The organism is Halomonas sp. SSL-5 (assembly GCF_030708455.1).
In the GTDB taxonomy this organism is placed as follows: Bacteria; Pseudomonadota; Gammaproteobacteria; order Pseudomonadales; family Halomonadaceae; genus Halomonas.
The window spans coordinates 16400-40051 of sequence record NZ_JAUYWF010000012.1 but is presented as its reverse complement, the minus strand read 5'-3'; the positions used below and the strand labels follow the sequence as shown (position 1 = coordinate 40051).

Here is a 23652-nt window from a genome sequence, read left to right as displayed (position 1 = left end):
CCATGCTTGTGATGATGACCGTGCTCTTCGGGGTCTTGCTGCTGCTGCTCGGCAGCGGTGTCTGGGTGGCCTTCTCGCTGCTCGCCCTGGGCTGGCTGGGACTCTCGCAGTTTACGTCGGTGCCCACCGGCGATGTGCTCGCCACCAACGTCTGGGGCGAGAGCTACAGCTGGGAGCTCACCGCCCTGCCGATGTTCATCTGGATGGGCGAGATCCTCTTCCGCTCGCGCCTGGCGGACGACATGTTCACCGGCCTCTCGCCCTGGATGCAGCGCATCCCCGGTCGCCTGCTGCACACCAACGTGGTCGGCTGTGGCCTGTTCGCCGCCGTCTCGGGCTCCTCGGCGGCAACCTGTGCCACCATGGGCAAGATGACCATTCCCGAACTCACCCGCCGCGGCTACGACGAACAGCTGATCATCGGCACCCTGGCCGGTTCGGCGACCCTCGGCCTGCTGATCCCGCCCTCGATCATCCTGATCGTCTACGGCGTGGCCACCGACCAGTCCATCGCCCGACTCTTCATGGCCGGCATCTTCCCCGGCCTGCTGCTGATCTCGCTGTTTGCCGGCTACCTGATGCTGTGGTCCTGGCGCAACCCGGACAAGGTTCCCCCTGCCGAGGCGGGCCTGCCACTGGGCGAGAAGCTGCGCCGATCACGTCGCCTGATCCCCTTGCTGGCCTTGATCGTCGGGGTCATCGGCTCGATCTATGCCGGCCTGGCCTCGCCCACCGAGGCGGCGGCCGTGGGTGTCGTTCTCTCGCTGCTGCTGGCCAGTACCCAGGGCACCATGAACCGCGGAGTGTTCCGCGATGCCCTGCTCGGGGCGGTACGCACCTCGACCATGATCGCCTTCATCCTGGCTGGCGCCGCCTTCCTCACCGCCGCCATGGGCTTCACCGGCCTGCCCAGTGACCTCGCTGCCTGGATCGGCACCATGGGCCTCTCGCCGGTGATGCTGCTCGCCGCACTGACCGTCCTGTTCATCCTGCTGGGCTGCTTCCTTGACGGCATCTCGGTGGTGGTGCTGACCACCTCCATCATGCTGCCCATGGTCGAGGCCGCCGGCATCGACCTGATCTGGTTCGGCATCTACCTGGTGATCGTGGTGGAGATGTCGCAGATCACCCCGCCGGTGGGCTTCAACCTCTTCGTGTTGCAGGGCATGACGGGGCGCAATATCCTGTCGATCGCCTGGGCCGCCATGCCGTTCTTCTTCCTGATGATGCTAGGCGTGGTGCTGATCAGTCTCTTCCCGGGCATCGCCACCTGGCTGCCCCAGGCCATGGGCAACTAGGCATGAAAACGGGCATGAAAACGGGCATGGAACAGGAGCCTCATATGACAAGCGAGCGGACCTCTCGCGGCCCGATCGTCTCTTCGGAACACCTCTCTCATCGGGCCCAGGAGCAGTCGGAATTCGAGTTCGGGTTGATCATCGCCTCCCATGCCTTCACCCGCTGGATGGTGCGCTGCATGACCGCGGCCGGCTATCCGGAGCTGGGCCCGCTGGACGTGCTGGTGCTGCACAGCGTCAACCACCGCGAGCGGGCCAAGCGGCTCTCCGACATCTGCCTGGTGCTCAACGTCGAGGACAGCCATACCGTGACCTACGCGCTGAAGAAGCTCGCCAAGCTGGACCTGGTCCACGGCGAGAAGCACGGCAAGGAGACCTTCTTCAGGACCACCGATGCCGGGCGCGGCACCTGCCAGCGCTACGCCGAGATTCGCGAGGACTGCCTGATCGAGTCGCTCTCGTCGCTGGGCATCGAACCCGAGGAAACCAGCCGCCTGGCCGGCATGCTGCGGGCAATGTCGGGTCTCTATGACCAGGCCGCCCGGGCCGCGGCCTCGCTGTAGTTCGTATCAGGCGGGCTCAGCCCGCCTCGCGGGCGTAGAGCCGCCGCGCCCGCCACAGGCTGAACATGAAGAGCAGGGAGCTGGTGGTCATGGAGGCCGCCAGGGAGAGCGAGAACACCAGCATCCCGGGCATCCGTCCCACGCCGAGATAGCTCACCGCACAGAAGGCCAGCAGACTGAGCATGCCCCGCTGGGTCATGCTCACGGTCATGCGCGCCACCTCCGCCCCATAGCGCTCATGCAGTGCCCAGGCGATGGTCAGGATGCCGGCGGGAAAGCCCAGGATGATCCCGGAAAACCCCGGTCCCGCCCGGGCGGCGAGGGTCGTGGCCAGGCTCACCAGCCCACCGGCCAGCAGCCCCCGCAGCAGCAGGTCCAGCCACCCCGAGCTCGCCACCACCACCGGCTGGCCCAGGCGCAGCCAGCGGTTGATGCCTTCGGCCACCACCAGCACCACCAGATAGGCGGCGAGGGCACCCACAAGGCCGCCCGGCAGTCGCGTGAAGGCAAGCGCCGCCGGCACCCACAGCAGGCTGGCCAACCCCAGGCTCCTGAGCGCCGACAGCCGGGCGGCGGTCATCACGAAGCAGACCGTGAACAGCAGGGTCGCCACCAGCGCATGCAGCGTCGAGAGCACCGCCTCCTGCACGAAGGCCGGAGCCTGCTCGCGCAGCATGAAGAAGTAACCGGGCCCCAGGATCACCGGGGTGCCGGCCAGGATGCCGCCCAGGCGCGGCCCCACCCGGGCCACCGCCAGGGCGACCAGTATCACGATGCCGGCGGTGGCCAGCAGCTTGAACAGCATGGGCAGCATCACCTCCCTGTGACAGGCGCGGAAACGACGCCCGATGCTACCCGCTTTCCCGGGAAGCCGACAGCTCGGCCGCCAGGCGCGGGTTGCGCGGGTAGAACCGCTCCGGCTGGCGCTCCACATGCGGGAAGAAGCGGGTGTCCTTGTAGGGCATCTTCATGAAGCCGGAGACGCCGAGCCCCTCGATCAGCCCCACGGCGGCGAGGATCTCCTCCAGCCGGGTGCGGAACTCGGCCTCCCGGGAGGGATCCAGCAGGCGATAGTAGCTGTGGATCTTGAGATGCGCCGGCAGCGCCTCGAAGATGATCATGCCGGTGTGGTGGATGTCATTGAGGGCCTCCAGGGAGGCGATGATCGCCTCGGGCAGCACCAGGAACTCCTCGGGGTCGGGGCCATCCTCGAAGTAGCTGTGCAGGCGCGCCCGATCCTCCAGCTCCGGCACCGCGCTGACCTCGTAGTGCAGCCGCATCCCCGGCTCGATCACGAACGGCTGCTCCGGCCCCTCACGCTCCAGGTGCAGCGTATCCCGGGCATTGAACAGGCAGCTCTTGAAGATCCCCCGGCGGTAGATGGCCCGGGCCAGGTTGACCATGTTGTTGACCGCGGCGATGAAGGCCGGCTTCAGCGCCGGATCATGCAGGTTCAGGGTGGTATCGATATACACCCCGTCGCTCTCCCAGCGCACCGCCAGCCCCCCGACCACCGGATAGCGGCCGAGGCGACTCACCGCGGCGAGGAAGGCCTTCTCGGTCTCCCCCATGCCCTGCATGAAGTTCTTGTAGTAGCGATCGAGCTGCACGTCATTGACGTCGTTGAGAGTCTCCGGGGCGCCCTCCTCGCGCAGGAAGGCCTTGCGCGAGCTGTAGACCACGGTGTCGATCTCGCGGCTGGCGGGGCGCGCCCACACCGGCACCAGCGCCACCTCGGCCGCCTCGGGCAGGTCGATCATCACGGTGCGCGCCAGGCGTGGCATCTCGCGGATGAAGTGGTCGCCGGCCTTCGCGCGCAGGCGCGGGTCGGGGTCCAGCATGCCATCGAGCATGCGCGCGAACTCCACCGGCAGCCCCAGCGAGGTGGCCGGAATGGCGTGATAGCCGAAGCGACAGGATTGCGCCGAGGCCAGCGCATAGAGGGTGCCGGCGGCGCCCTGCTCGTCGAAGCGTGGCGAGGAGAGCGCCCCGTTCAGCTGTTCCTCGCCGATGAAGTAGACATCTCCCAGCCGGGCGTTGGTCTGCTGCAGGTTGTCGGACATCAGCTCCATGACGTTGGCGGCCACGAACTGCTGGTTGGCGTCGAGCTGGGCGAATACCGACGAGCCCCAGTCGATCAGGGCGATGGTCTCGTCGCGGGCATCGTAGACCAGGTTGGAGGGCTTGATATCGCCATGCACGATGGGCTTCCCGGCGGGGCCCGCCTCGCGCCGCAGGGCGCGCAGGATATCGGCGAGCTGGTCGGCGATGCGCACGATCAGCCGCGGCGCCAGCCGCCCCTCGCGCAGGGAGACCTCCTCGAGGTTGTGCCCCGGGGCGCGCTCCATCACCAGGATCGACTGGTGGCGCACCCGCTGATAGGCGATCAGCCGTGGCACCCGCGGATGCTCGACCTGCTCCAGCATGAAGGCCTCCTCCTCGAGGCGATCCTGCAGATGCTGGGGCAGGTTGACCCGGGTGAACTTGAAGACGTACTGGTCCCCCAGGGCGGTGACGCCGGCGAAGACGAAACCGTAGGCGCCCTTGCCGACCAGCTCGATATCCCGATAGCCGAGCTGCTCCAGCTGCTCCTGGCAGAGCGCCACCCACGCCTTGAGCTTGCGGGCGTCATCCTGGCTGAGCAGGTAGACCGACTGCTCCTCGGGGATATAGAACTGCTGCAGGGGCGCCTGGGGCATGAAGGTATCTCCTGTTCACCACTCGGGCCATCAGGGACAGTCCCCGGCCATGCCACCCTGCCCACCACGGAGTGCGCTGCCGGCGGCGGCACCACCGCCGGGGACTGTCCCGATAGGATCAGGCAAGATGCAGCAACATGCTCTCGGGAGCTTCGAGGTAACCCTTCCAGGCATTGCAGAAGCGCGCGATGGTGCCGCCGTCGATGACCCGATGATCGCCCGCCCAGGTCACCGTCATGATCGCCCGCTTGACCACCCGGTCCTCGGCATCGAAGCGCGGCAGCCACTGGGTCTTGCCGATGGCGACGATGGCCAGCTCCGGGGCGTTGATGATGGGGGCCGCATAGGTACCGCCCAGGGCGCCGATATTGGAGATGCTGATGGTGCCCTCCCGCAGGTCCTCCTGGGCCACCTTGCCCGAGCGCGCCGCCTCGGTAAGCCGCGCCACCTCGGCGGCGATGCCGAGCAGCGAGAGGCGCTCCACGCCCTTGACGTTGGGCACCAGCAGCCCGGCGCGGCTGTCCACCGCCATGCCGACATTGACCGAGGGCAGGTAGTGGATCTCATCAACCGCCTCGTTGAGGCGCGCATTGAGGATCGGCGCCTCGCGCACCGCCAGCGCCATGGCCTTCATGAAGAAGGGCATCAGCGTCAGGCGCACGCCCTCGGCCTCGGCCAGGGGCTTGAGCCGTTCACGCAGCGCCAGCAGCTCGGTGACATCGATCTCCTCACCATACTGGAAGTGGGGAATGGTGGTGGCCGACTCCACCATGCGTCTGGCCATCACCGCGCGCACCCCGCGCAGCGGCTCCACCCGGGGCTCTCCCTGGGTGGGAGGCGTCGAGGAAGCGGCCGTCGCCTTCTCGCCGGCGGCGCTCGCCTTGCCCTGCTCGAGCTTGCCCTTCTCGAGCTCGCCCTTCTCGAGCTTGCCCTTCTCGAGATAGCGCAGCACATCCTCCTTGAGCACGCGCCCCTGCTTGCCGCTGCCGGGCACCGCTTCCAGTGAGAGACCATGCTCACGCAGCAGCCGACGGACCGCCGGCGCCGCGGGGATCCGCCCGTAGGGGCCGCGGCCAGGCTCTGGTTCCCGCGCATCGTCACCATCGTCGGACGATACACTTCGGGTCACAGGCCGCGGTTCAGGCTCGGCGGCAGTGGAAACCTCGCCACCCTCGCCGTCGACATGCTCCGGGCGGTAGGCGTAGAGCGGCGCATGGACCCGGGCGATATCGCCCTGGGCGACATGCAGCTTGCTGACCACTCCCGCCTCGGGAGCGGTGATCTCCACCAGCGCCTTGTCGGTCATCACGTCGACCACCGGCTGGTCCTCGGCGATGGTCTCGCCTTCCTGGACCCGCCATTCGACCACCTCGCACTCGACGATCCCCTCCCCCACATCGGGCAGGATAAAGTCCTTGGTCTTGCCTCCGGTGGCTGCCGGCGCAGACGAGGGCTCAGGCGCGGCCGCTTCCTCCGCGACACTGGCCGACGTCTCGGCAGCCGCCTCGGTCGTTGTCTCACCCTCGGCCTCATAGGCAAACAGCGGCGCATGCACGCGGGCCGTGTCGCCCTTCGCCACATGCAGCCGGGTGATGCGTCCCGCCTCCGGCGCGGTGATCTCGACCAGCGCCTTGTCGGTCATCACCTCGACCACCGGCTGGTCCTCCTCGATCGCGTCGCCCTCGGCCACGCGCCACTCCACTACCTCGCACTCCACGATACCTTCGCCGATATCGGGCAGCATGAAATCGCTCATCTCGTCGTCTCCTCGACTGGTCGCTTCCGATATCGGATCAGAAGGCCACGCTGGCCCTGATCGCTTCGAACACCTTGAGGTGGTCCGGCAGGTACTCCTTCTCCAGCGTCAGCGGGAAGGGGGTATCCAGGCCGGTCACCCGGGCGATGGGCGACTCCAGGTAGAGGAAGCAGCGCTCCTGGACGGTGGCGGCGATCTCGCCGGCGAAGCCACCGGTCAGCGGCGCCTCGTGGGTAATCACCAGCCGGCCGGTCTTGAGCACCGACTCCACCACGCTCTCCTCGTCCCAGGGCAGGATCGAGCGCAGGTCGATCACCTCGCAGGAGATGCCCTCCTTCTCGGCCAGCTCCACGGCGCGGTCGATCACCTCCATCTGCGCGCCCCAGCCGAGCACGGTGACGTCGGTGCCCTCGCGGGTCACCTCCGCCTCGCCGATGGGCAGCTGGTAATCCTCCTCGGGCACCTCGCCGGTGGAAGCGCGGTAGAGCCGCTTGGGCTCGAAGAACAGCACCGGATCCGGGTCGCGGATCGCCGCCAGCAGCAGCCCCTTGGCCTGGTAGGGATTGCGCGGCACCGCGATCTTGAGTCCCGGCGTATGGGCGAAGTAGGCCTCCGGCGACTGGGAGTGGTAGAGACCGCCGGAGATGCCGCCACCGTAGGGGGCACGGATGGTCAGGCCACCGACATTGAACAGGTCGCCGGAGCGGTAGCGGAACTTGGCCGTCTCGTTGACGATCTGGTCGAAGGCCGGAAAGATGTAGTCGGCGAACTGGATCTCCGCCACCGGCACCGAGCCCTGGGCGGCCAGGCCGTTGGCGAAGCCGAGGATCCCCTGCTCCACCAGCGGCGTGTTGAAGCAGCGCGTGCGGCCGTACTTCTCCTGCAGGTGACTGGTGGCGCGGAAGACGCCGCCGAAGATGCCGACGTCCTCGCCGAAGCAGAGCACCTTGTCGTCCTCGGCCATGGCGATATCCAGGGCGTTGTTGATCGCCTGCAGCATGTTCATGGTCGGCATCTCACTCCCCTCCCTGGCTGGCGTCCTCGCGGACCTTAACGTCCGGGTCCAGGGAGCGTGCCCCCTTCGGATAGCTCTCCGGATACTGACGGATATGGGTCTTGAGACGGTCGAGCTGGCGCTGCAGCGCCGGGGTGACGTCGGCGTAGACATCGCTGACCAGGCTGTCCAGCGGAGGCGGCGGGCGCTTCTCGGCACGCTTCATGGTCTCGAGCACCTCGCGGCGCAGCGACTCCTGCAACGCCTTCTCCTCGTCGTCGTTCCACCAGCCCTGCTCGGTCAGCCAGTGCTGCATGCGCAGGATGGGATCCTTCTCGCGCCACGCCTCTTCCTCCTTCTTCGAGCGATAGCCCGAGGGGTCGTCCGAGGAGGAGTGGGCCGCCAGGCGGTAGCTCATCGCCTCGATCAGCACCGGCTTGTTGTGCTCCACGGCGATGCGCCGCGCCTCGCGGGTCGCCGAAAGCACCGCCAGGATGTCGTTGCCGTCGACGCGGATCACGTGCATGCGGTAGCCGAAGGCCCGCGGCGCCACGCCGTCGGCGGCGAACTGCTCGATGGAGGGGGTGGAGATCGCGTAGCCGTTGTTGCGGCAGAAGAAGATCACCGGCACCTCGTGCACCGCCGCCATGTTCAGGGCGGCGTGGAAGTCGCCCTCCGAGGCGGCGCCCTCGCCGAAGAAGCACAGGGTGCAGTGGCCCTCGCCGGCGAGTTTCTGGCCGTAGGCGTAGCCGGCGGCCTGGGGGATCTGGGTGGCCAGCGGCGAGGAGATCGTCATGTAGTGCAGCTTGCGCGAGCCATAGTGGATCGGCATCTGACGGCCCTTGCCGTAGTCGAGCTCGTTGCCGAACAGCTGGTTCATGAACTCGTCGTAGCTGAAGCCGCGATAAACCAGGGCGCCCTGCTCGCGGTACTGGGCCATGATCATGTCGGCATCGTCGAGCGCCGCCGTGGCACCGATCACCGCGGCCTCCTCGCCGGTGCACTGCATATAGAATGAGAGCCGGCCCTGGCGCTGGGCCGCCATCATGCGCTCGTCGAGCACCCGGGTGGCCACCATGGTGTGGTAGATCTTCAGCGCCTGCTCGCGGGAGAGCTCCGGCGCCTCGGCGCCGTCATACAGGCTGCCGTCCTGCTTGAGCAGGCGGAAGGTGGGAATGGAGAACTCATCGCCACTCAGGAACTGCGGCGAATGGATATCTTGTGTCGTTGTCATCTTGGCATCCTCTACCCCTTTTGAGGGCAGTGTTGTCGCTTGTCTCGCCCCTTGCCAGGAGGATCGCTCCCGAGGGGTCAACGCAACCCGAGATGACGTTAACGTAAACTGACGATTATCGACAGCCGAAAGGCCTCCACCTTTGGTCGATATCAACAGACGTTCTTACTGCCTTGCGGGCAACAACCGGGAGAAGAGGCTATCTACCGCCAGCGCCAGCAGGCCGATCAGCACCGCGCCCTGCAGGATATAGGCGGTATTGCCGTTGACGATGCCGGCGATGATGGGCGCGCCGAGGTTGCTCGCCCCCACGGTGGCCCCCAGCGCCGCCGTGGCGATGTTCACGGTGACCGAGGTGCGGATGCCGGCGAGGATGATCGGTGCCGCGAGGGGCAGCTCCACCTGCCACAGCCGCTGGCCGCCGCCCATGCCCATGCCGCGGGCGGCCTCCTCGATCGCGGGGTCGAGCCCCTCGAGCCCGGCCAGGGTGTTGCGCACGATGGGCAGCAGCCCGTATAGCAGTAGCGCCACGATGATCGGCCAGGTGCCGAAGCCCAGCACCGGCACCGCCAGGGCCAGCACCGCCACCGGCGGGAAGGTCTGCCCCATGGAGGCAAACTGCGCCACCAGGGGCAGGAAGTCGCGCCCTCCCGGCCGCGTGACCAGGATCGCCGCCCCCACCCCGATCACCACCGCCAGGCCCGAGGCGATGGCCACCACCTGGACGTGGCGCAACAGCAAAGTCAGCAGGTCGGCCTGAGGGTAGAGCACCCGGCGCGCCTCCGGCTCGCTCCAGCGCAGCAGCGGCTCGAGCCATTCGCCCCCCACTGCCAGGGCCAGCAGCAGGCCGAGCCAGACCAGCGGCGCGGACCAGCGTGTCAGGAGGGCCATGCTCACGTGTCACTGCCTCCCTCGCGACCCGCCCCGACGATACGCCGTAGCGAGAGCTCCCCGACCGGCAGCGCCTCGTCGTCGATCACCGCCAGCCTGTCGGCATGCTCGCGGAACATCACCGCCAGGGCCTGGCGCAGGGTGGCGTCGCGATGCACCCGGGCCTGGGGCAGCAGACGCAGCGAGAGCGGTTGCATGCGCTCGGCCACCCGAGTGATGGCGGCCTCCTTGAGACCGCGATCGTCGCCCCCCAGCAGCGACGCCACGAAGTCGTCGGCCGGGGCCCGCAGCAACTCGAGGGGCCTGCCCTGCTGGACGATGCGTCCGGCATTCATCACCACCAGGCGGTCGGCCAGCGCCAGGGCCTCATCCATGTCGTGGGTGACGAAGACGATGGTCTTCTGCAGCCGTGACTGCAGGTCGCGCAACTCGCCCTGCAGCCCCTCTCGGGTGATCGGGTCCAGGGCGCCGAAGGGCTCGTCCATCAACAGGATATCGGGATCCGCCGCCAGCGCCCTGGCCACCCCCACGCGCTGGGCCTGGCCACCGGAGAGCTGGGACGGGTACTTGTCAGCGAACTGCTCGACCGGCAGGCCGAGCAGCGCCATCAGCTCCTCGACACGCTCGCCGACCCGAGCCGCCGGCCACTTGAGCAGCCGCGGCACCAGGCCGATATTGCGGGCCACGCTCCAGTGGGGGAAGAGGCCGGTACTCTGGATGGCATAGCCGATCCGCCGGCGCAGGATCCGCCCGTCGAATTCGCGGATGGGGCGCCCATCGATATGGATCTCGCCGCCATCGTGCTCGATCAGGCGGTTGATCATGCGCAGGGTGGTGGACTTGCCGCAGCCCGAGGTGCCCACCAGGGCGCACAGCTCGCCGCGATTCACCGTCAACGAGATGGCGTCCACCGCCGTCTCGCCACCGAACCGCTTGGTGACGCTCTTGAGTTCGATCATGGGGCGGCTCCTGCGGCCAGGTCGGTGCGGTGATCGAGGCGCCGCGTCAGGGCACCCAGCAGGGCATCGGCGGCCAGCGCCATGGCGAGTATCGGCAGGGCGCCGAGCAGCACCAGGTCCATGGCCGCCTGCCCGAGTCCCTGGAAGATGAAGGTACCAAGGCCCCCGGCGCCGATCAGCGCCGCCACGGCGGTCAGGCCGATCGCCTGGACGGTGGTGATGCGCACCCCCTCGAGCACCACCGGCAGGGCCAGCGGCAGGCGCACCTGGCGAAACACCTGACCACGGCTCATGCCCATGCCACGCGCCGCCTCCAGCACGCCGGGGTCCACCTCGGAGAGGGCGACGAAGGTGTTGCGCACCATGGGCAACAGGCTATAACCGAGCAGGGCCAGGAAGGCCGGTGCCCAGCCGATGCCGCTCACCCCCAAGCCGGCGAGCCACTCGAACCGAGAGGCGAGCCAGGCCAGGGGCGCCAGCAGCAGGCCGAACAGCGCCAGGCTGGGAATGGTCTGCAGGAAGTTGAGGAGCGCGAAGCCGAGACGCTCGATGCGCGGATTCTGGCGCATGGCCAGGGCGATCGCCGCCCCCACCACCAGGCTCGACCCCACGGCACCGCCCACCAGCAGCAGGTGGTCGACCACCGCCTCGAGGAAGGCACCGCGGCGGCCCGAGAGCTCCTGCCACAGCGCCAGCGGCTCGAGCCAACCGGCCGCCACCCACCAGCCGACCGCCACCGGCAACATCAACAGTGCCAGCCGCCAGCCGGCAAGCGCCAGGCGACTCCGCAGCTCGATCAGCAACAGCGAGAGCCAGAACAGCGCAAGCCACCAGGCCGCGCCGATACCCAGCCGCGCCTGGGGCAGCTCGGGGTCGAGGTGCCGTACCGCCATCAGCGCCAGCCAGGCCGGCAGTGCCAGCAGCAGCAACAGGGTCAGGCCCAGCGCCAGAGGATAGCCGAGCCTGCCGGGCCGCCAGGCCAGCGCCAGCAGGCCCAGCAGCGGCAGGCAGCTCACCAGCGCCAGCGGCCAGCCGATGGCCGCGGCGATGGTGTAGGCGGTACCGGGCACGATGCGGTTGGGGGCGATACTCCCCAGGGGGAGCGAGAGCCAGGTCACCAGCGCGACCAACGCAAGCGTGAGTACCACCCGGTTGATGGGCGGGTCCCTGCGCGGCACCCGCTTACTCCTCCAGGCTGGACAGGAAGTCGGCGGCCACGTCGGCCGGGGGGCGACCGTTCACCGCGACATCGCCGTTGAGCCGCTGCAGAGTATCCAGATCCAGGGCCGCGAAGACCGGCGCCAGCAGGTTCTCGATCTCCGGCCAGGCCTCCAGCACCTCGCTACGCACCACCGGCGCCGGCTGGTAGACCGGCTGCACGCCCAGGGTATCCTCCAGCACCACCAGATCCAGCGCCTTGAGGCCGCCGTCGGTGCCATAGGTCATGGCGGCGTTCACGCCGCTGGTCTGCTGGGCGGCCGCGCGCATGGTGGAGGCCGTGTTGCCGCCGGAGAGCACCAGCAGCTGATCATCGTCCAATTCGAAGCCATAGGCCTGCTGGAAGGCCGGCAGGGCCTGCTCGGACTCGACGAACTCGGCGCTGGCGGCCAGCTTGAGCTCCCCGCCCTGGTCGAGGAAGGCCGCCAGGTCCGCAAGGGTGGCCAGCTCATGTTCCCGGGCCAGCTCGCCACGCACGCTGATCGCCCAGGTGTTGTTGGCCGAGGCCGGCGCCAGCCACGTCAGGCCGTTCTCGGCGTCCCGCTCACGGACCGTCTCATAGGCGGCCTGGGCATCGTGCCAGACGTCGCTGTCGGTCATGTCGAAGAAGAAGGCGCCGTTGCCGGTGTACTCGGGGTAGAGATCGATCTCGCCGGCCAGCAGCGCCTCACGCACGATGCTGGTGGCGCCCAGCTGCAGGCGCTCCTCGACCTCGACGCCGCCCGCCTCGAGGCGCTGGATGATCAGCTCGCCCAGCACCGAGCCCTCGGTATCGATCTTGGAGGAGACCGTGACCGGCTCCTGGGCATGCAGGGGCGAGGCGCCAAGCGAGATGGCGGCGGCGAAAGCGGTGAGGCAAAGCAGGGGATGTCGCATGGCGGAATACCACCTGGCGGGTCATGGATGTAGGCTGAGTATAAGGAAACATGGGAATACCTGCAGTGTTCCACCGCCAACGCACAGGATGCCGCCATGCCCACCGACGCCCTGCCCCTGCTGGACCGCTGCCATCACCCGCTGGTGCGCGACCTGGCCTGGGTGCTGCTGGCGCCGGACCTGATCCGCCTGCCCTGGACGGGGCGACCCGGGCGCGCCACCCTGGGGCTGGCCGATGACGAGCGTGCCGCCCGCTGGCTGGATACCCTCGAGGCCTGGCCGCAGCCGCTGGAGCGCTACATCGGCAACTCGCTAATGGGCCGCATGGGGCTCTACCACGAGCGGCTATGGCAGTTCCTGCTGGCCTGGGCGCCGGGCACCGAGCTTCTCGCCCACAACCTGCGCATCATGAGCGGCAAGCTGACCCTTGGTGAGCTGGACTTGCTCTATCGTGAGACCCGGGACGAGGCGATCATCCACCTGGAGGTGGCCATCAAGTTCTACCTGGGCCTGGCGGAGGGGCCGGGCGAACCCGACAGCCAGGCGCGCTGGATCGGCCCCGGGGGCGCCGACAGCCTGGCCGGCAAGCGCGAGCACCTGCACCGCCATCAGCTGCGCCTGACCGACCTGCCGGAGACACGGAACGCCATCAGGGCCAAGCTGGGATCGCACCGCCATGGGGCCGACGGGCTGGCGAGCCTGGAGCGCCAGGTGGCCATCCCCGGCGTGCTCTTCGCTCCCTGGCAACAGCCCTTGCCGCCGCCACGGGAGGCCACCCCCGATCACCTGCGCGGCCACTGGCTCGCGTGGCGAGACTGGAACCGCTTCCTCGACACACTTCCCCCCGGCACCCATGGCGCCTGGCTCCACAAGCCCCACTGGCTCGCCCTGCCCCGGCCCGAGTACCTGCTGAGGCTGCGCGACCTGGAGGCCCAGCTGGTCGACCACTTCCGGATCCCGGCCGCCCCGGTGCAGATCGCCCTCTGGCACCCCGACGCCGGCTGGCACCGTCTCTTCCTGGTCGCCGACGACTGGCCACGGCAGATACCACTGCCGCCCTATCCCGACAACTGACGTTCCGGCGGCAGCCGGAGATCGTGCAGCAGGGTCTCGATGAGCTGCTCCTCATGCAATGCTCGGCCTCGCCTTTCCAGAGCGGCGCGCAGTTGGGGGTCCCAGGCTGCCTCCTGGGCCCTGCCCTCCAGCGGCTTGCCCTCGAGATGGGCGTGGGACTTCAGATCCTCTGCTGCCATGCGCCAGGGTCGCATGGCGAAGCGCGCAAGCAAGGCATTGGCGATGCTGATACCCGGCCAGTCGAAGTCGCCGTGATAATGCAACACGGCGCCGACGGCCTCCAGCTGTTCGAGCAGAGTGAGCACGGCGGCGCCGGGGCGCCCCCAGGTGGTCACAAGCGGGGCGCACCCAGTCCCCAACCGTTCGGCGGCCTCGGCCAGCACCGCCGGGTTCTCGCAAACGAAGACCCTATGCCCCGCCACGTCCCACTCGGGCGGACGCCGCAACAGTTGGCGCAAAGTAAGCCAGGTAGGCTCGGCAAGCCGATGGTAGTGCCCAAGCGCCGCATCAGCGTCACTCTCGCCCCGCACCGGCAGACGCAGTGTCAGTACGGCACTGGTGATATCACCGCCCAGCAGGACCCCGGCATGGGCCCAGGTCGAGCGTTCATCAGGATGCTCCAATGCCACCCCGCCGCGCCAGTAGCGGGCCAGGGCGCGGCGTACCAGTGCCGATACTGGCTGGCCGGCATCCAGGGCGTGGGCATCTCCCAGACACTCGGCGGCCAGGGTACTCAGCGTCAACCCCTGTGCCGGCAGACGCTCGAGTACCGAGAGTGCCTGTTCGAGTAGGCGAGCGCCCCGCTCTTCACTGCCACCGGCCAGGCGCTTGAGCTGGCCGCCCCGGCGCAGGTCCGCAAGCCAGCCGCTGGCCCCCAGCCGCTCGGCCTCGGGACGATAAGCGTCCAGGAGCTCGTCCCAGCGCCGTCGTGCCTCCTCGCGAACGGTTCTGCGATCGACCAACGGACCATCCAGCGCCTCCAGGGCGCTTTGCAGATCTGTCGACACACCGGCCCGCGCCAGCGCATGGGAGAGGACCTCGAGCTCCACGCTCAGTGACTTGCCCTGGCGCGGAGGCCGCCCCACCAGGCGCTCCACAGTGGCGCGCTCGAGATCACTGGCCTGGCTCATGGTCAGGCGGCCACCACCATCGCGCAGCAGCTTGCCTCTCAGGCGCTGGCGCAGGCGGGCAAGCTCGGGGCCGCCCAGCAGCCGCCGCAGGCGGGGATGGTCGACGTCATCGGTCATGCCGCCACCGTCTCCCACTCGACGGCCACGATCTGGCGTTGCTCGCGTGAGAACTCGACGCCGATGAGATGGATCGGCTTGCCCGCCGCGCGGTACTTGTCGGCATAACCCTTCGTCTTGAGCTGCTGCAACGCGTTGCCTTCGGGAAGCTGCTCCACCACCTTGAACTCGAAGAGAAAGAGCCGTCCTGCGAAATCGACGGTCATATCGACACGCCCACGGTGGGTGGCATCCTCTACCGTTACTCTCAGCCCCAGCGCCGCAAAGTGGCTGTAGAAGACGCTGGCGTAGTGGCCTTCGTAACGGGCGATGGGATTGTTGCGATACCAGTCGTGGGGCAAGCCAGCATAGAGCGCCTTGAAGTACGTCTCCAGACCCTCCATGTCGGCCTCTTTCAGCAGCTTAGGCAGCCGCAGAATCAACTCATCGAGGATATCGTCATCCAACCCCAGCGCCGGCAACATCGCCTCGTTGAGGCTGCTCTCCACCTCATAGTTGGGAAATCCCAGCCGATAGATCGGCTTGTTGGAGATCTCCTCCTCGACACCGGTCAAGGTCAGGTAACCCGTCTGGAACAGCAGCGCCTCGGTGCTGATCTGATCCACATCGAAGCGGTTAAGCAGTGCCGGACGACTCTGCCACTCGGTCAAGGCCGGGGTGTAGACGCTGCGCTCGGCCAGCACCTTGACCAAGAAGGTTGGCGTGGCAGATTCGAACCAGTAGGGGGAAAACTTGCGTTTATCGAACAAGAGCAGCAGGTCAAAGGGATTGTAGACGCTTGTCGTTTCAGCCCCTCCCCAGCGGTAACCGTTGTACCAGCGGCGGATCTCATGGCGATCCAATCCGCCCAGCTGGTCGGCAAAAATGCTGTCGACGTCACGATCGGTGTAGCCGCAAATCGTGACATGTTCGGCATCGAGAGTGATGTCGTTCAGGTTGTTGAGGCCTGAAAACAGGCTGACCTTGCTGAACTTGGAGACCCCGGTCAGGAAGCAGAACTGCAGGCGAGGGTCGGCATCCTTGAGCACGCTGTAGAGATTCTTCAGGCCCTCGCGCAGCTCGCGGGCCCGTTCGGGGTCGGTGATATTATCGAGAATCGGCTTGTCATACTCGTCGACCAGCACCACGGCACGCTGACCATGGCACTCATGGGCCTGAGCGATCAGATCGGCGAATTCGCCGGGAATATCCTCGGCCCGAGTATCGGCAAGCCCAAGGCGTTCCCGGTTATGGCGAAGCTGGTAACGGATTCGCTTGTCGAGATCGTCACGCGAACGCATCACCCCATCGGCGAAGCTGATGCGAATGACCGGATAGGCGACCTGCCAATCCCATTTGTCGTGGATATAGAGGCCTCGGAACAACGTCTCGCGACCTTCGAACAGCGACTTCATCGTATCGAGCAGCAGACTCTTGCCGAAGCGCCGGGGGCGGGACAGGAAGAAGTACTTACCCTGCTCCACCAGGCGATGCACATGCAGCGTCTTGTCGACGTAGTAGTATTCACCGCTGACGATATCGGCAAAGGTCTGGATGCCGATGGGCAGTTTACGCTTGGCCATTTTCCCCTCCCGAAGCGCCACAAGACTCAGCGTAACATGCGCCGACGCTGGCCCAGTGCGAATAGTATCGCTAGAACAGGCTGTCCATCCCGCCCGGCGCTGACGTCTCCGCCGGTTCCGCAACCTCTTGCGGCGCCTGACTGACGGGTACTGCGTCTCTCGTCCGGCGCTTGCCGTCCCATTTCCAACGGGTGACATGCACGGCATCGACCCCTTCGCGACGCACCAGCTGGGCGATGGCGAGCCCCGGCACATCGGGGTAGCAACCCCACTCTCGCTCTGAGGTCATCACGGCGTCGAGGTCGAACTGGGCCAGCAGCCCCATGCTCTTGGCCCGGGCGTCGTCGTCGATCCCCGCAAACACTTCGTCGAGCATCACCAGGCGCGGTGCATGCTCATGGGCGCTGCCATAGTGGCTGGCCGCGGCGGCGAACAGCGGCAGGGTGATCACCAGGGCGCGCTCGCCTCCGGAGGCCGGGCCATAGGCGGGGCGCCACTGGCCGTTCTGATGACGCTCCACCACGAAACGATGCCAAAAGCGGTAGTCCAAGGCACGCTCGAGGATCTCCTGCAGGGCGCCACCCTCGTCGCTGGACCGTGCCTCCTCGATGCGCCGGCGCAGGAAGTCGCCCACCACCTCGCGATCCTCCGCCGACCAGGCGTCCAGGGCCTGACGCCGCAGCCGCTGGCAGACATCCTCCAGCCCCGCCGGGGCCGTCATGCCCCCGGCGCTCTGCCCCTCGCTAAGCGGCTGCCAGCGGATGCGCAACCGCATACCGGTACTGGTAGGTCGGCTCTCCAGCTCGCTGTTCATCTCGCGTACGTGACGCTCGGTGTCGGTGATGCGCTCCTGGATGTGGCTTGCCACCTCGTCGATCAGGTAGTTCTCGAGCAGCTCCCGCTCCCGGGCATTGAGCAGCGCCTGGCGCTGGCTGATCTCCTCGTTGAGCTGGCGATGCAGGGCATCGGGGTCCTGGCGACGCCCCTGGAAGAGGATGCGCACTAAAATCAGGTCATCCTGACTTTCCGCTTCGCAGTTGTGCCCACCACGAGACATGACATCACCCAGCACCTTAATATGCTCGTATAGGTGCCCCTGGTGGCTACGCCAGCTCTCGTCGTCGGCATCGATGCCGGCGGTGGCCTGGGCGGCGGCCCGAGCCAGGCGCACGGCGGGATCCGCCGCCCAGGAGGTGGGGACCTCCTGGTCCATGAAGCGCTGCGGGGCGGCCACCCGCAACAGCCCCTCCTCCACCAGGGACCGGAAGTCGGCGATCCTCTCTGCCCGACGTTCGTCCAGTTCGCCCAATCGCTGTTCGCCCTGGGTCACTTTCTCGGCGAGACGCGCCACCTCGCCGAGCAGGCCCTCGTAGCGTGAGGCGAGCTCACGCTGCTCGGTGGCCAATGCCTCGCTGCGCTCCTGAATGGCCGCCAGTTGGCGCTCCAGCTCCTGCACCTCGGCCCCCATGGTGTCGCGCAGGGTATCCCGGCGCACCTCCGCCTCACGCGCCTGCTCTTCGGCCTCGGCGTGGTCCCGTTCGGCCTGGGCCAACGCCTCACGAGCCAGCTGGTGCTCTTCCTGCAGCTCGTCACAACGGAGCCTGGCCTGCTGCCAGGACGTGATGGCCTGCAGCAGTTCGCTGATGGCGAGCCGGTAGTCATTGAGCGCGGCCTGAAGGCGGGCCAGGGGCTCGCGCTCGGCCGGAAGACGCAGATCCTCGGCGGCGAGATACAGCTCGCCGCGCTGGGCCTCCAGCTCCTCGCGCGCCTCTTCCCGCCTGGCCTGGGCGTGCTCCAGACGCTCGGCTTGCGTATCCCGAGCGCGCCTCGCTGCCGCCTCGGCGGCGTGGGCATCACGCAGTGCCTGGGCACTGGGACGCCGCTGCCACTCCTGGTCGACGACCTCGAGACACGCATCGAGATGCTCGAGCTCGGCGGCGATCTCGGCGACCTCTATGGCCAGCCCCTCCAGGGCGTGGGCAATCTCTGCCATCCGGCGCCGACGTGCCGCCTCCCGGGCGGCGTGGCCGATATAGACCGCCTCGTCCTTGCCCCACTGCCCACCGAGCGGACCCAGCCGCCAGGCACCTTCGTGACTCACCCAGGCAAAGGCCTCGGAGACGCCCAGGCCGATGCCGGCCAGCAGCGTCTCGACCACCGCCAGGCTCACCGGAGAGTGCTCGGGAAGGTCGGGGCAGAGGGCGGAGGCCAGGCTCTCCTCCCCCGGTCGCATGGCGCCATCGGCGAGTGGCGTGAGCAGGGTGTCCCAGGTGTCGGGGGCGAGCAGCTCGCCATCCGGCAGCACCCAGGCATCCAGCACCCCCGAGGCCTCCAGGGCCGCCTCCAGCCCGGCACGCTGTCTCGCCTCGAGGCCTGTCTGAAAGTCCACCAGTTGCCAGAGCGGGGCGCCGGGACGAGCCTCACGGCTGCCCTCGCGTCGGGTATGAGGCGCCGGCGGCTCCCGTGACTCCCCCGCTGCCAGACGCTGATGTTCCGCCTCGAGTTCAGCGCGTTCGACGCCCAGCTCTCGATGCCGCTGTTCCAGCGTATGCCGTTGCTGGCCCAGCGCCTCGCGCCGGGCATCCCGCGCCATGGAGAGCCCTGACTCGGCGGGGTCATCACCGCTCAGGTGATCGCACCAGGGTGCGAGCTCGGCGAGCAGCGCCTCGGGGTCCTGGGGTGCCAGCTCCTCGAGGGCGGCAAGGTGTTCCCGCCAAGTTGTCTGAAGGGACTCGGCGGCTTCGGCACGAGCGCTGGTCGCGTCCTGGCACTCTTCCTCGCGACTCGCCAGGGTCTCCTCCTCCCGACGCGCCTCATCCTCCACCCGGTGGAAGGCCCGCTCGGCCTTGTCGACCTCATCGAGGCGGCGGTTGAGGTGTGTCACGCCCTCCTCGCGACGACGATGCAGGTCCCGCAGCGCCTGCTGCAGCGACTCCACACCCCGGGTATCGGGAGGCACCTGCTCGCCCGTTTCCACGGATAACCGCGTGGCGATTTCTCGACGATGGTCGCCGCCCACACCCGCCGCATCGGCCAGTGCCGCACTCTCATCGCGGCGCGCCTCCAGCTTGGCGACGCCGTTCTCCAGGGACGCTTCGGCCTCCAGCAAGCGGGCCTCGGCCCGCCGGCCACCCTCGCGTTCCCGGCCCAGCCGCCGGCCTTCCTCATCGGCGCGAGTGCGGCGCTGACGCGCCAACTCGTCGGCATTGCGCAGCGCCTCCGCCGAGCGCATGGCGTCGCTGGCCTCCAGGGTGCGTTGGCGTGCCGCCAGCTCCCGCTGCTGCTCGGCGAGGAGTTCGCGGGACTCACCCAGCGCCTCGCGACTCTCCCGCGCCTCCTCATGGGCCTGGCGATCGCGGCCCAACTGCAGGCGCACCCTCTCATATTCGGCGTGGGCAGCGGTCAGGAAGTCGGCACGGCGGCGCACCGCGATACCGGCATAGTGGCGGTAGTGACCCAGGAAGGCCTCCACCGCACGGGCCGTCTCCTCCAGCCCCTGTATCTCCTCGCGGTAGACATCCAGGCTGCGATAGGCCTCGGCCACCTCGCCGATCAGGCCTCGTCCGAGTGGCGGCAAGGCGTCGCTGAGGGCCTGGGAGAGGCGATTGGGATCGGGCTTCTTGGCCAGCTGGGGTTGGCGCAGCTGCAGCAGCAGATCGAGCAGCGCCCCGTAGCGCTGCTCCCCCAGACGAAAGAGCCGTTCATCGATGGCGCGCCGATAGTCCGCGGCACGATCATACAGCTGCCCCACGCCGCCCAGCGCCTGGCCGAGACGCTCACGACTCACGCTTCTCCCGCTATCGATCAGGAAGAGATCACGCCCGACGCGTTGGGGGGTGGTGAAGAACCAGGAGCGCACCGGCCTCCCAGCTACTGCCTTGAGCCCACAGCCCACGGTGAAGATCTCGGGCCCATCATCCCCCAGGCGTCCGAACTCAAGCCAGGTGTAGCCCAGGCGTTCCTGATACTCGCCCACCAACAGGTTCCACTCCATGCGCTTGGCGCTGTCGCCATCGGGCTCCACCCGAGAAGGAAGCAGCTGGCCATCGAGCAGAAACGGCAGGGTCAGCGCCATCACCTTGGACTTGCCGGTACCGTTGTTGCCGCGCAGCAGTAGCCGCCCGTCGTGGAAGTGAAAGACCTCCTCGTCGTAGTAGAAGATCTCCACCAGGCCACAGCGCAGGGGTTGCCAGCGGGTGCTCTGGGGTTCAGGAAGTTCGCTCATCGGTGTCGGACTCGGACAGATCGGATTGGGCATCTCGAGGGGTATCAGGGGCATCCGGCAGTGTCGGCGAACGAACCCGGAAGCGCCCCAGCGCCGGCAGCGGCAGGATGCGGCCGCCTTCATGCTGGGCCTGGCGCCGGACCAGGCCCAACGCCGCGAGACGGGCCAGTGCCTGCCGTGCCAGGCCGTGGGCGGCCCCCGGCTCGCAGGCGGACTTGCGCCAGTAGCGTCGGTAGTCGGTCTGCCACTGAAGGATCCAGGACTCCGCCTCCTCCAGGGTAACGCCCTCGGGGCCACCCTCGGCGGGGCCGCCCTCGGCCAGGCGCTCGGCCATCAGCAACGCCAGGTGTCCCTCGGTGCCCTCCGCCGGCATCTTCTCATCGGTGAGCTCGCCCTCAGGATCCACCAGTGCCAGCCCTTCGGCGCGCACCTCGGCGACCAGTCCCGTGGCCTGCTGCAGGCGACGCAGCATGGGCCCGCGTTGATTGGCCAGATAGGCAGCCTCCTCTTCGTCGAGGGACTCCAGATAGACCACCGGGTCGTCCAGCAGCCGGCGTGCCAGGCGGTGACGCAGCTCGCGATTGCGCCCATCGGGGGTATCCGGCACGAAGGTCTCGCTCAGGGCACGCAGGCGTGCCTCCAGGTCGAGCTCGGCATCGGCACCGTTCATGGCCACCAGGGAAGGGCCTCGGGCGGAGACCAGCAGCGCGGCCAGCAGTCGCCGGTCCACGTCATAGAGCACGTCTCCCTCCAGGCCACGACGCAGGAACTGCTCCTCATCGCCGGCCACGCGCAGCAGCACCCCGAGTTCCATCAGCAGGCGCACGACGACCACCAGGTCGCGGCGCGCCTCCTGATGGTCCAGGGAGAAGGCCAGGCCGCGCTCGGCCAGGACAGGATCATCGACCGCCTGACCCAGCCCCTCTCCCAGGCGGCCCAGAGTGATCTGGGCATCGCCGCGCTCGAGATCCGCCAGCAGCAGGCAGAACAGCGCATAGCGGCGGCGGTTGAGGGTCTTGCGCTGGGTGCCGCGCCCTATCGTGGCAGGGCGGGTGGTATCGACGAGGTCGGCAGGGCGTTTGTGTAGGCGAACGAAGTCACGCTCGCTCTGCAGGTGCCAGCCGGTTTCCCGGGCCAGCCAGTCGCGCAGGCTGGCCGCGTGGCGGCGAATCAGGGGGAAGGCGCTCTCATCGCTGCGGATCAGTGGCCTCGCCAGCAGCGCACGCAAGGCACGGCGCTGCTCCTCCTGGCGTTGCCGCGTCAGGGCATCGCTCAGCTCCTCCATGCGTCCTCCTCCAGATCGACGATCTCCAGGCGATAGTCGCGGCCACGGAGTACGCCGGCTGCCGTGTGCAGGGTCGCGGCGGTCTCGGGCCCCAGCGGCGCCAGGGTGATGCGCAGGCTACCGTCGCCGGTGGTCGTCGTCACCGGGGAATCATCGCCAGAACTCGCCGCCAGGGCATCGCCGAGCAGATTGAGCAGCAGGCGAAAGGCGCCATCGTCCAGCTCGCCGAGCTCCGAGAGGCGTTCGGCACGCCGCTCCACCAGCTGGCGCCGAGCGGCACGTGCCGCACTGGCTTCCTCAGCCAACTGACGGGCCAGCAATTCCCGCTCTCGCGCACGGCTGCGCAGCTTGGGCGGCGCCCCAGGCTTCTGGTAGCTGCCGGTGGCGCGCAGCCGCGCCTGCACCTGCATGCCCGGGGCCTCCGCCCAGGGCGTACTGGCCGGCACCGGCGTCTGTTGCCACGCCTCGGCGGTTTCGGCGTCGATCACCAGATGGCGGGCCGGCGTCAGGCCGAAGGCAGTTCGCCACAGGCGATGCGCATCGCCGTCGCCATCACACTCAAGGAACCAGCGTGCCAGGGTGCGAAAATCCGCGGATCGATCACTGCGCGCCATGCGCCGCTCGTTAAGCCGGCCGACCATCTCCAGCAGTTGGGTCACCGCACGACGGGCACTGCTGCGCAGCAGGCGGGCCTGGGCCTGACGCCCCGGCTGGTCGAGGAACCAGGCGCGCAAGCCCTCCCAGTGTCCGTGCCAACGCCGCCAAGCCTCGGCGAAGGCTCGGGCACGCTCATCATCATCGGGAGATTCTCCGGGCGCCAGGTCGAGGAGCTCGCGCTCGGCAGCCTGGCGCAGCAGTCGCGCCACGGGAGCTTCGGCGTCGCCGTCGCCATCCAGCGCGCGGATCAGCTCGGCAATCTCGCCGGAAGCGGTGGTCAGGTCACCCAGGAAGCGCTCGATGTAGCCGATCACCCGCTCCTTGTAGAGCAGGAAGGCGTCGGCATCGCTGCCCTGCCCCTCCAGGGTGCGGTTCAGGCCGGTCATGAAGGCCCGGGCGTTCTCGGCCAGGTCGGCGAAGACCCCAGCCAGGTCGCGCAATAACAGCTGACTCTCAGTAGCCGAAGGCGACTCGCTTTGTGCCAGGGTCAACAGGGCGCGCAGGCGAGTACGGATATCCTCCAGCGCCACGCTCTGCAGGGCACCACGGCGCCCCAGCTCCTGTTCGAAGGTCGCCAGGGCCGCCTCTACGGCCTCGCCCTGACGGGTGATCTGGTAGACGTAGAGGGCGCGATAGTAGTCCTCGACACTGGTCACCCGGGCATTGTCACGTTCGGCGTCCAGGTTGCCCCAGGCCACCAGCTGGGTCAGGGCCGCCTGCACGGTGACAAGCTCCGGTTCACCTGTCTGCTGCTGCACATCCTCGGGGCGCAGGTGCACCAGAAAATGCGACTTCGCCTCCACGAAGGCGCGCATCACCCGGCGATAGAGCTCGGCCTTCTCCGCGGTGACATAGCTGAAGGGGGTGTAGTCCAAGCGGGCTCCCGTTTACTCGGTAATTTCATCGCTCTGTTGAGTGGCTTCGCTTTCCAGGCTCCCCATGGGCGTGATGCTGCTCAGAAATGCCATGGGGACAAAGGACTGCGCAGTTTATCGCACAGGCCCTGTCGCAACGACTGCCCTGGCATCACCGACGCGATGCCGCTGAATGTCCGCACCTGGGATTGCCCGGGCCGCGGCACCCGGGGCATCGACCGCGACATGAAGAGCTGTGG

At 68.0% G+C, this 23652-nt stretch carries 17 protein-coding genes; 3 read left to right on the top strand and 14 right to left on the bottom strand.

Going from position 1 to position 23652, the window contains the following annotated elements; genetic code table 11:
• Positions 1 to 2: 2 nt before the first annotated feature.
• On the top strand, positions 3 to 1298 hold the full coding sequence (locus RAN53_RS14380; protein WP_305797486.1) for a TRAP transporter large permease: 1296 nt from the start codon (positions 3 to 5) through the stop codon (positions 1296 to 1298).
• A gap of 44 nt (positions 1299 to 1342) precedes the next feature.
• On the top strand, positions 1343 to 1861 hold the full coding sequence (locus tag RAN53_RS14375) for a winged helix DNA-binding protein (RefSeq protein ID WP_305797485.1): 519 nt from the start codon (positions 1343 to 1345) through the stop codon (positions 1859 to 1861).
• A gap of 16 nt (positions 1862 to 1877) precedes the next feature.
• On the opposite strand, the gene RAN53_RS14370 is transcribed toward RAN53_RS14375, so the two are convergent.
• The 9 genes from RAN53_RS14370 to RAN53_RS14330 all read right to left on the bottom strand — a co-directional run bounded on the left by RAN53_RS14370 (position 1878) and on the right by RAN53_RS14330 (position 12488).
• The gene (locus RAN53_RS14370; protein ID WP_305797484.1) at positions 1878 to 2666 is read right to left on the bottom strand and encodes a hypothetical protein; all 789 of its coding nucleotides are present in this window, start codon (positions 2664 to 2666) and stop codon (positions 1878 to 1880) included.
• Positions 2667 to 2712: 46 nt separating this feature from the next.
• Positions 2713 to 4560 carry a protein kinase domain-containing protein gene (locus tag RAN53_RS14365; protein ID WP_305797483.1) on the bottom strand — a complete coding sequence of 616 codons (1848 nt, stop codon included), beginning with the start codon at positions 4558 to 4560 and terminating at the stop codon, positions 2713 to 2715.
• Positions 4561 to 4678: 118 nt separating this feature from the next.
• Positions 4679 to 6316 carry a dihydrolipoyllysine-residue acetyltransferase gene (locus RAN53_RS14360; protein ID WP_305797482.1) on the bottom strand — a complete coding sequence of 546 codons (1638 nt, stop codon included), beginning with the start codon at positions 6314 to 6316 and terminating at the stop codon, positions 4679 to 4681.
• Positions 6317 to 6353: 37 nt separating this feature from the next.
• Positions 6354 to 7331, bottom strand: a complete 978-nt coding sequence (locus RAN53_RS14355) for an alpha-ketoacid dehydrogenase subunit beta (RefSeq protein ID WP_305797481.1) — start codon at positions 7329 to 7331, stop codon at positions 6354 to 6356.
• A 1-nt stretch (position 7332) separates the two neighbouring features.
• A complete protein-coding gene (locus tag RAN53_RS14350) occupies positions 7333 to 8544 on the bottom strand; it encodes a thiamine pyrophosphate-dependent dehydrogenase E1 component subunit alpha (protein WP_305797480.1) in 1212 nt (403 codons plus the stop codon).
• A 165-nt stretch (positions 8545 to 8709) separates the two neighbouring features.
• Positions 8710 to 9435, bottom strand: coding sequence for an ABC transporter permease (locus tag RAN53_RS14345; protein WP_305797555.1), 726 nt, complete (start codon positions 9433 to 9435; stop codon positions 8710 to 8712).
• 2 nt (positions 9436 to 9437) lie between these two features.
• The gene (locus RAN53_RS14340) at positions 9438 to 10394 is read right to left on the bottom strand and encodes an ABC transporter ATP-binding protein (RefSeq protein ID WP_305797479.1); all 957 of its coding nucleotides are present in this window, start codon (positions 10392 to 10394) and stop codon (positions 9438 to 9440) included.
• Positions 10391 to 11572 carry an ABC transporter permease gene (locus RAN53_RS14335; RefSeq protein ID WP_305797478.1) on the bottom strand — a complete coding sequence of 394 codons (1182 nt, stop codon included), beginning with the start codon at positions 11570 to 11572 and terminating at the stop codon, positions 10391 to 10393. Before RAN53_RS14335 ends, RAN53_RS14340 begins: the two co-directional genes overlap by 4 nt.
• Positions 11573 to 11576: 4 nt before the next feature.
• The gene (locus RAN53_RS14330) at positions 11577 to 12488 is read right to left on the bottom strand and encodes an ABC transporter substrate-binding protein (protein WP_305797477.1); all 912 of its coding nucleotides are present in this window, start codon (positions 12486 to 12488) and stop codon (positions 11577 to 11579) included.
• A 96-nt stretch (positions 12489 to 12584) separates the two neighbouring features.
• Here RAN53_RS14330 and RAN53_RS14325 point away from each other — a divergent pair, with 96 nt between their 5' ends.
• Positions 12585 to 13562 (top strand): DUF1853 family protein, encoded by a 978-nt coding sequence (locus tag RAN53_RS14325; RefSeq protein WP_305797476.1) that lies wholly within the window; start codon positions 12585 to 12587, stop codon positions 13560 to 13562.
• On the opposite strand, the gene RAN53_RS14320 is transcribed toward RAN53_RS14325, so the two are convergent.
• From RAN53_RS14320 to RAN53_RS14300, 5 genes are all read right to left on the bottom strand, one after another.
• Positions 13547 to 14809 (bottom strand): TIGR02679 family protein, encoded by a 1263-nt coding sequence (locus RAN53_RS14320; RefSeq protein WP_305797475.1) that lies wholly within the window; start codon positions 14807 to 14809, stop codon positions 13547 to 13549. The genes RAN53_RS14325 and RAN53_RS14320 overlap by 16 nt on opposite strands.
• On the bottom strand, positions 14806 to 16371 hold the full coding sequence (locus RAN53_RS14315) for an ATP-binding protein (protein ID WP_305797554.1): 1566 nt from the start codon (positions 16369 to 16371) through the stop codon (positions 14806 to 14808). Before RAN53_RS14315 ends, RAN53_RS14320 begins: the two co-directional genes overlap by 4 nt.
• A gap of 70 nt (positions 16372 to 16441) precedes the next feature.
• Positions 16442 to 20596, bottom strand: a complete 4155-nt coding sequence (locus RAN53_RS14310; protein WP_305797474.1) for a TIGR02680 family protein — start codon at positions 20594 to 20596, stop codon at positions 16442 to 16444.
• Positions 20580 to 21881 carry a TIGR02678 family protein gene (locus RAN53_RS14305; RefSeq protein WP_305797473.1) on the bottom strand — a complete coding sequence of 434 codons (1302 nt, stop codon included), beginning with the start codon at positions 21879 to 21881 and terminating at the stop codon, positions 20580 to 20582. The genes RAN53_RS14310 and RAN53_RS14305 overlap by 17 nt, the downstream gene beginning before the upstream one ends.
• On the bottom strand, positions 21869 to 23413 hold the full coding sequence (locus RAN53_RS14300; protein ID WP_305797472.1) for a TIGR02677 family protein: 1545 nt from the start codon (positions 23411 to 23413) through the stop codon (positions 21869 to 21871). Before RAN53_RS14300 ends, RAN53_RS14305 begins: the two co-directional genes overlap by 13 nt.
• Positions 23414 to 23652: the final 239 nt, after the last annotated feature.

What these genes read in the sequence shown, in the direction of transcription:
- RAN53_RS14310 (WP_305797474.1), bottom strand. Translation starts at nt 20,596, where the DNA reads ATGAGCGAACTTCCTGAACCCCAGAGCACCCGCTGGCAACCCCTGCGC.
- RAN53_RS14360 (WP_305797482.1), bottom strand. Translation starts at nt 6,316, where the DNA reads ATGAGCGATTTCATGCTGCCCGATATCGGCGAAGGTATCGTGGAGTGC.
- RAN53_RS14365 (WP_305797483.1), bottom strand. Translation starts at nt 4,560, where the DNA reads ATGCCCCAGGCGCCCCTGCAGCAGTTCTATATCCCCGAGGAGCAGTCG.
- RAN53_RS14305 (WP_305797473.1), bottom strand. Translation starts at nt 21,881, where the DNA reads ATGGAGGAGCTGAGCGATGCCCTGACGCGGCAACGCCAGGAGGAGCAG.
- RAN53_RS14340 (WP_305797479.1), bottom strand. Translation starts at nt 10,394, where the DNA reads ATGATCGAACTCAAGAGCGTCACCAAGCGGTTCGGTGGCGAGACGGCG.
- RAN53_RS14375 (WP_305797485.1), top strand. Translation starts at nt 1,343, where the DNA reads ATGACAAGCGAGCGGACCTCTCGCGGCCCGATCGTCTCTTCGGAACAC.
- RAN53_RS14355 (WP_305797481.1), bottom strand. Translation starts at nt 7,331, where the DNA reads ATGCCGACCATGAACATGCTGCAGGCGATCAACAACGCCCTGGATATC.
- RAN53_RS14380 (WP_305797486.1), top strand. Translation starts at nt 3, where the DNA reads ATGCTTGTGATGATGACCGTGCTCTTCGGGGTCTTGCTGCTGCTGCTC.
- RAN53_RS14345 (WP_305797555.1), bottom strand. Translation starts at nt 9,435, where the DNA reads ATGGCCCTCCTGACACGCTGGTCCGCGCCGCTGGTCTGGCTCGGCCTG.
- RAN53_RS14350 (WP_305797480.1), bottom strand. Translation starts at nt 8,544, where the DNA reads ATGACAACGACACAAGATATCCATTCGCCGCAGTTCCTGAGTGGCGAT.
- RAN53_RS14325 (WP_305797476.1), top strand. Translation starts at nt 12,585, where the DNA reads ATGCCCACCGACGCCCTGCCCCTGCTGGACCGCTGCCATCACCCGCTG.
- RAN53_RS14315 (WP_305797554.1), bottom strand. Translation starts at nt 16,371, where the DNA reads ATGGCCAAGCGTAAACTGCCCATCGGCATCCAGACCTTTGCCGATATC.
- RAN53_RS14330 (WP_305797477.1), bottom strand. Translation starts at nt 12,488, where the DNA reads ATGCGACATCCCCTGCTTTGCCTCACCGCTTTCGCCGCCGCCATCTCG.
- RAN53_RS14370 (WP_305797484.1), bottom strand. Translation starts at nt 2,666, where the DNA reads ATGCTGTTCAAGCTGCTGGCCACCGCCGGCATCGTGATACTGGTCGCC.
- RAN53_RS14320 (WP_305797475.1), bottom strand. Translation starts at nt 14,809, where the DNA reads ATGACCGATGACGTCGACCATCCCCGCCTGCGGCGGCTGCTGGGCGGC.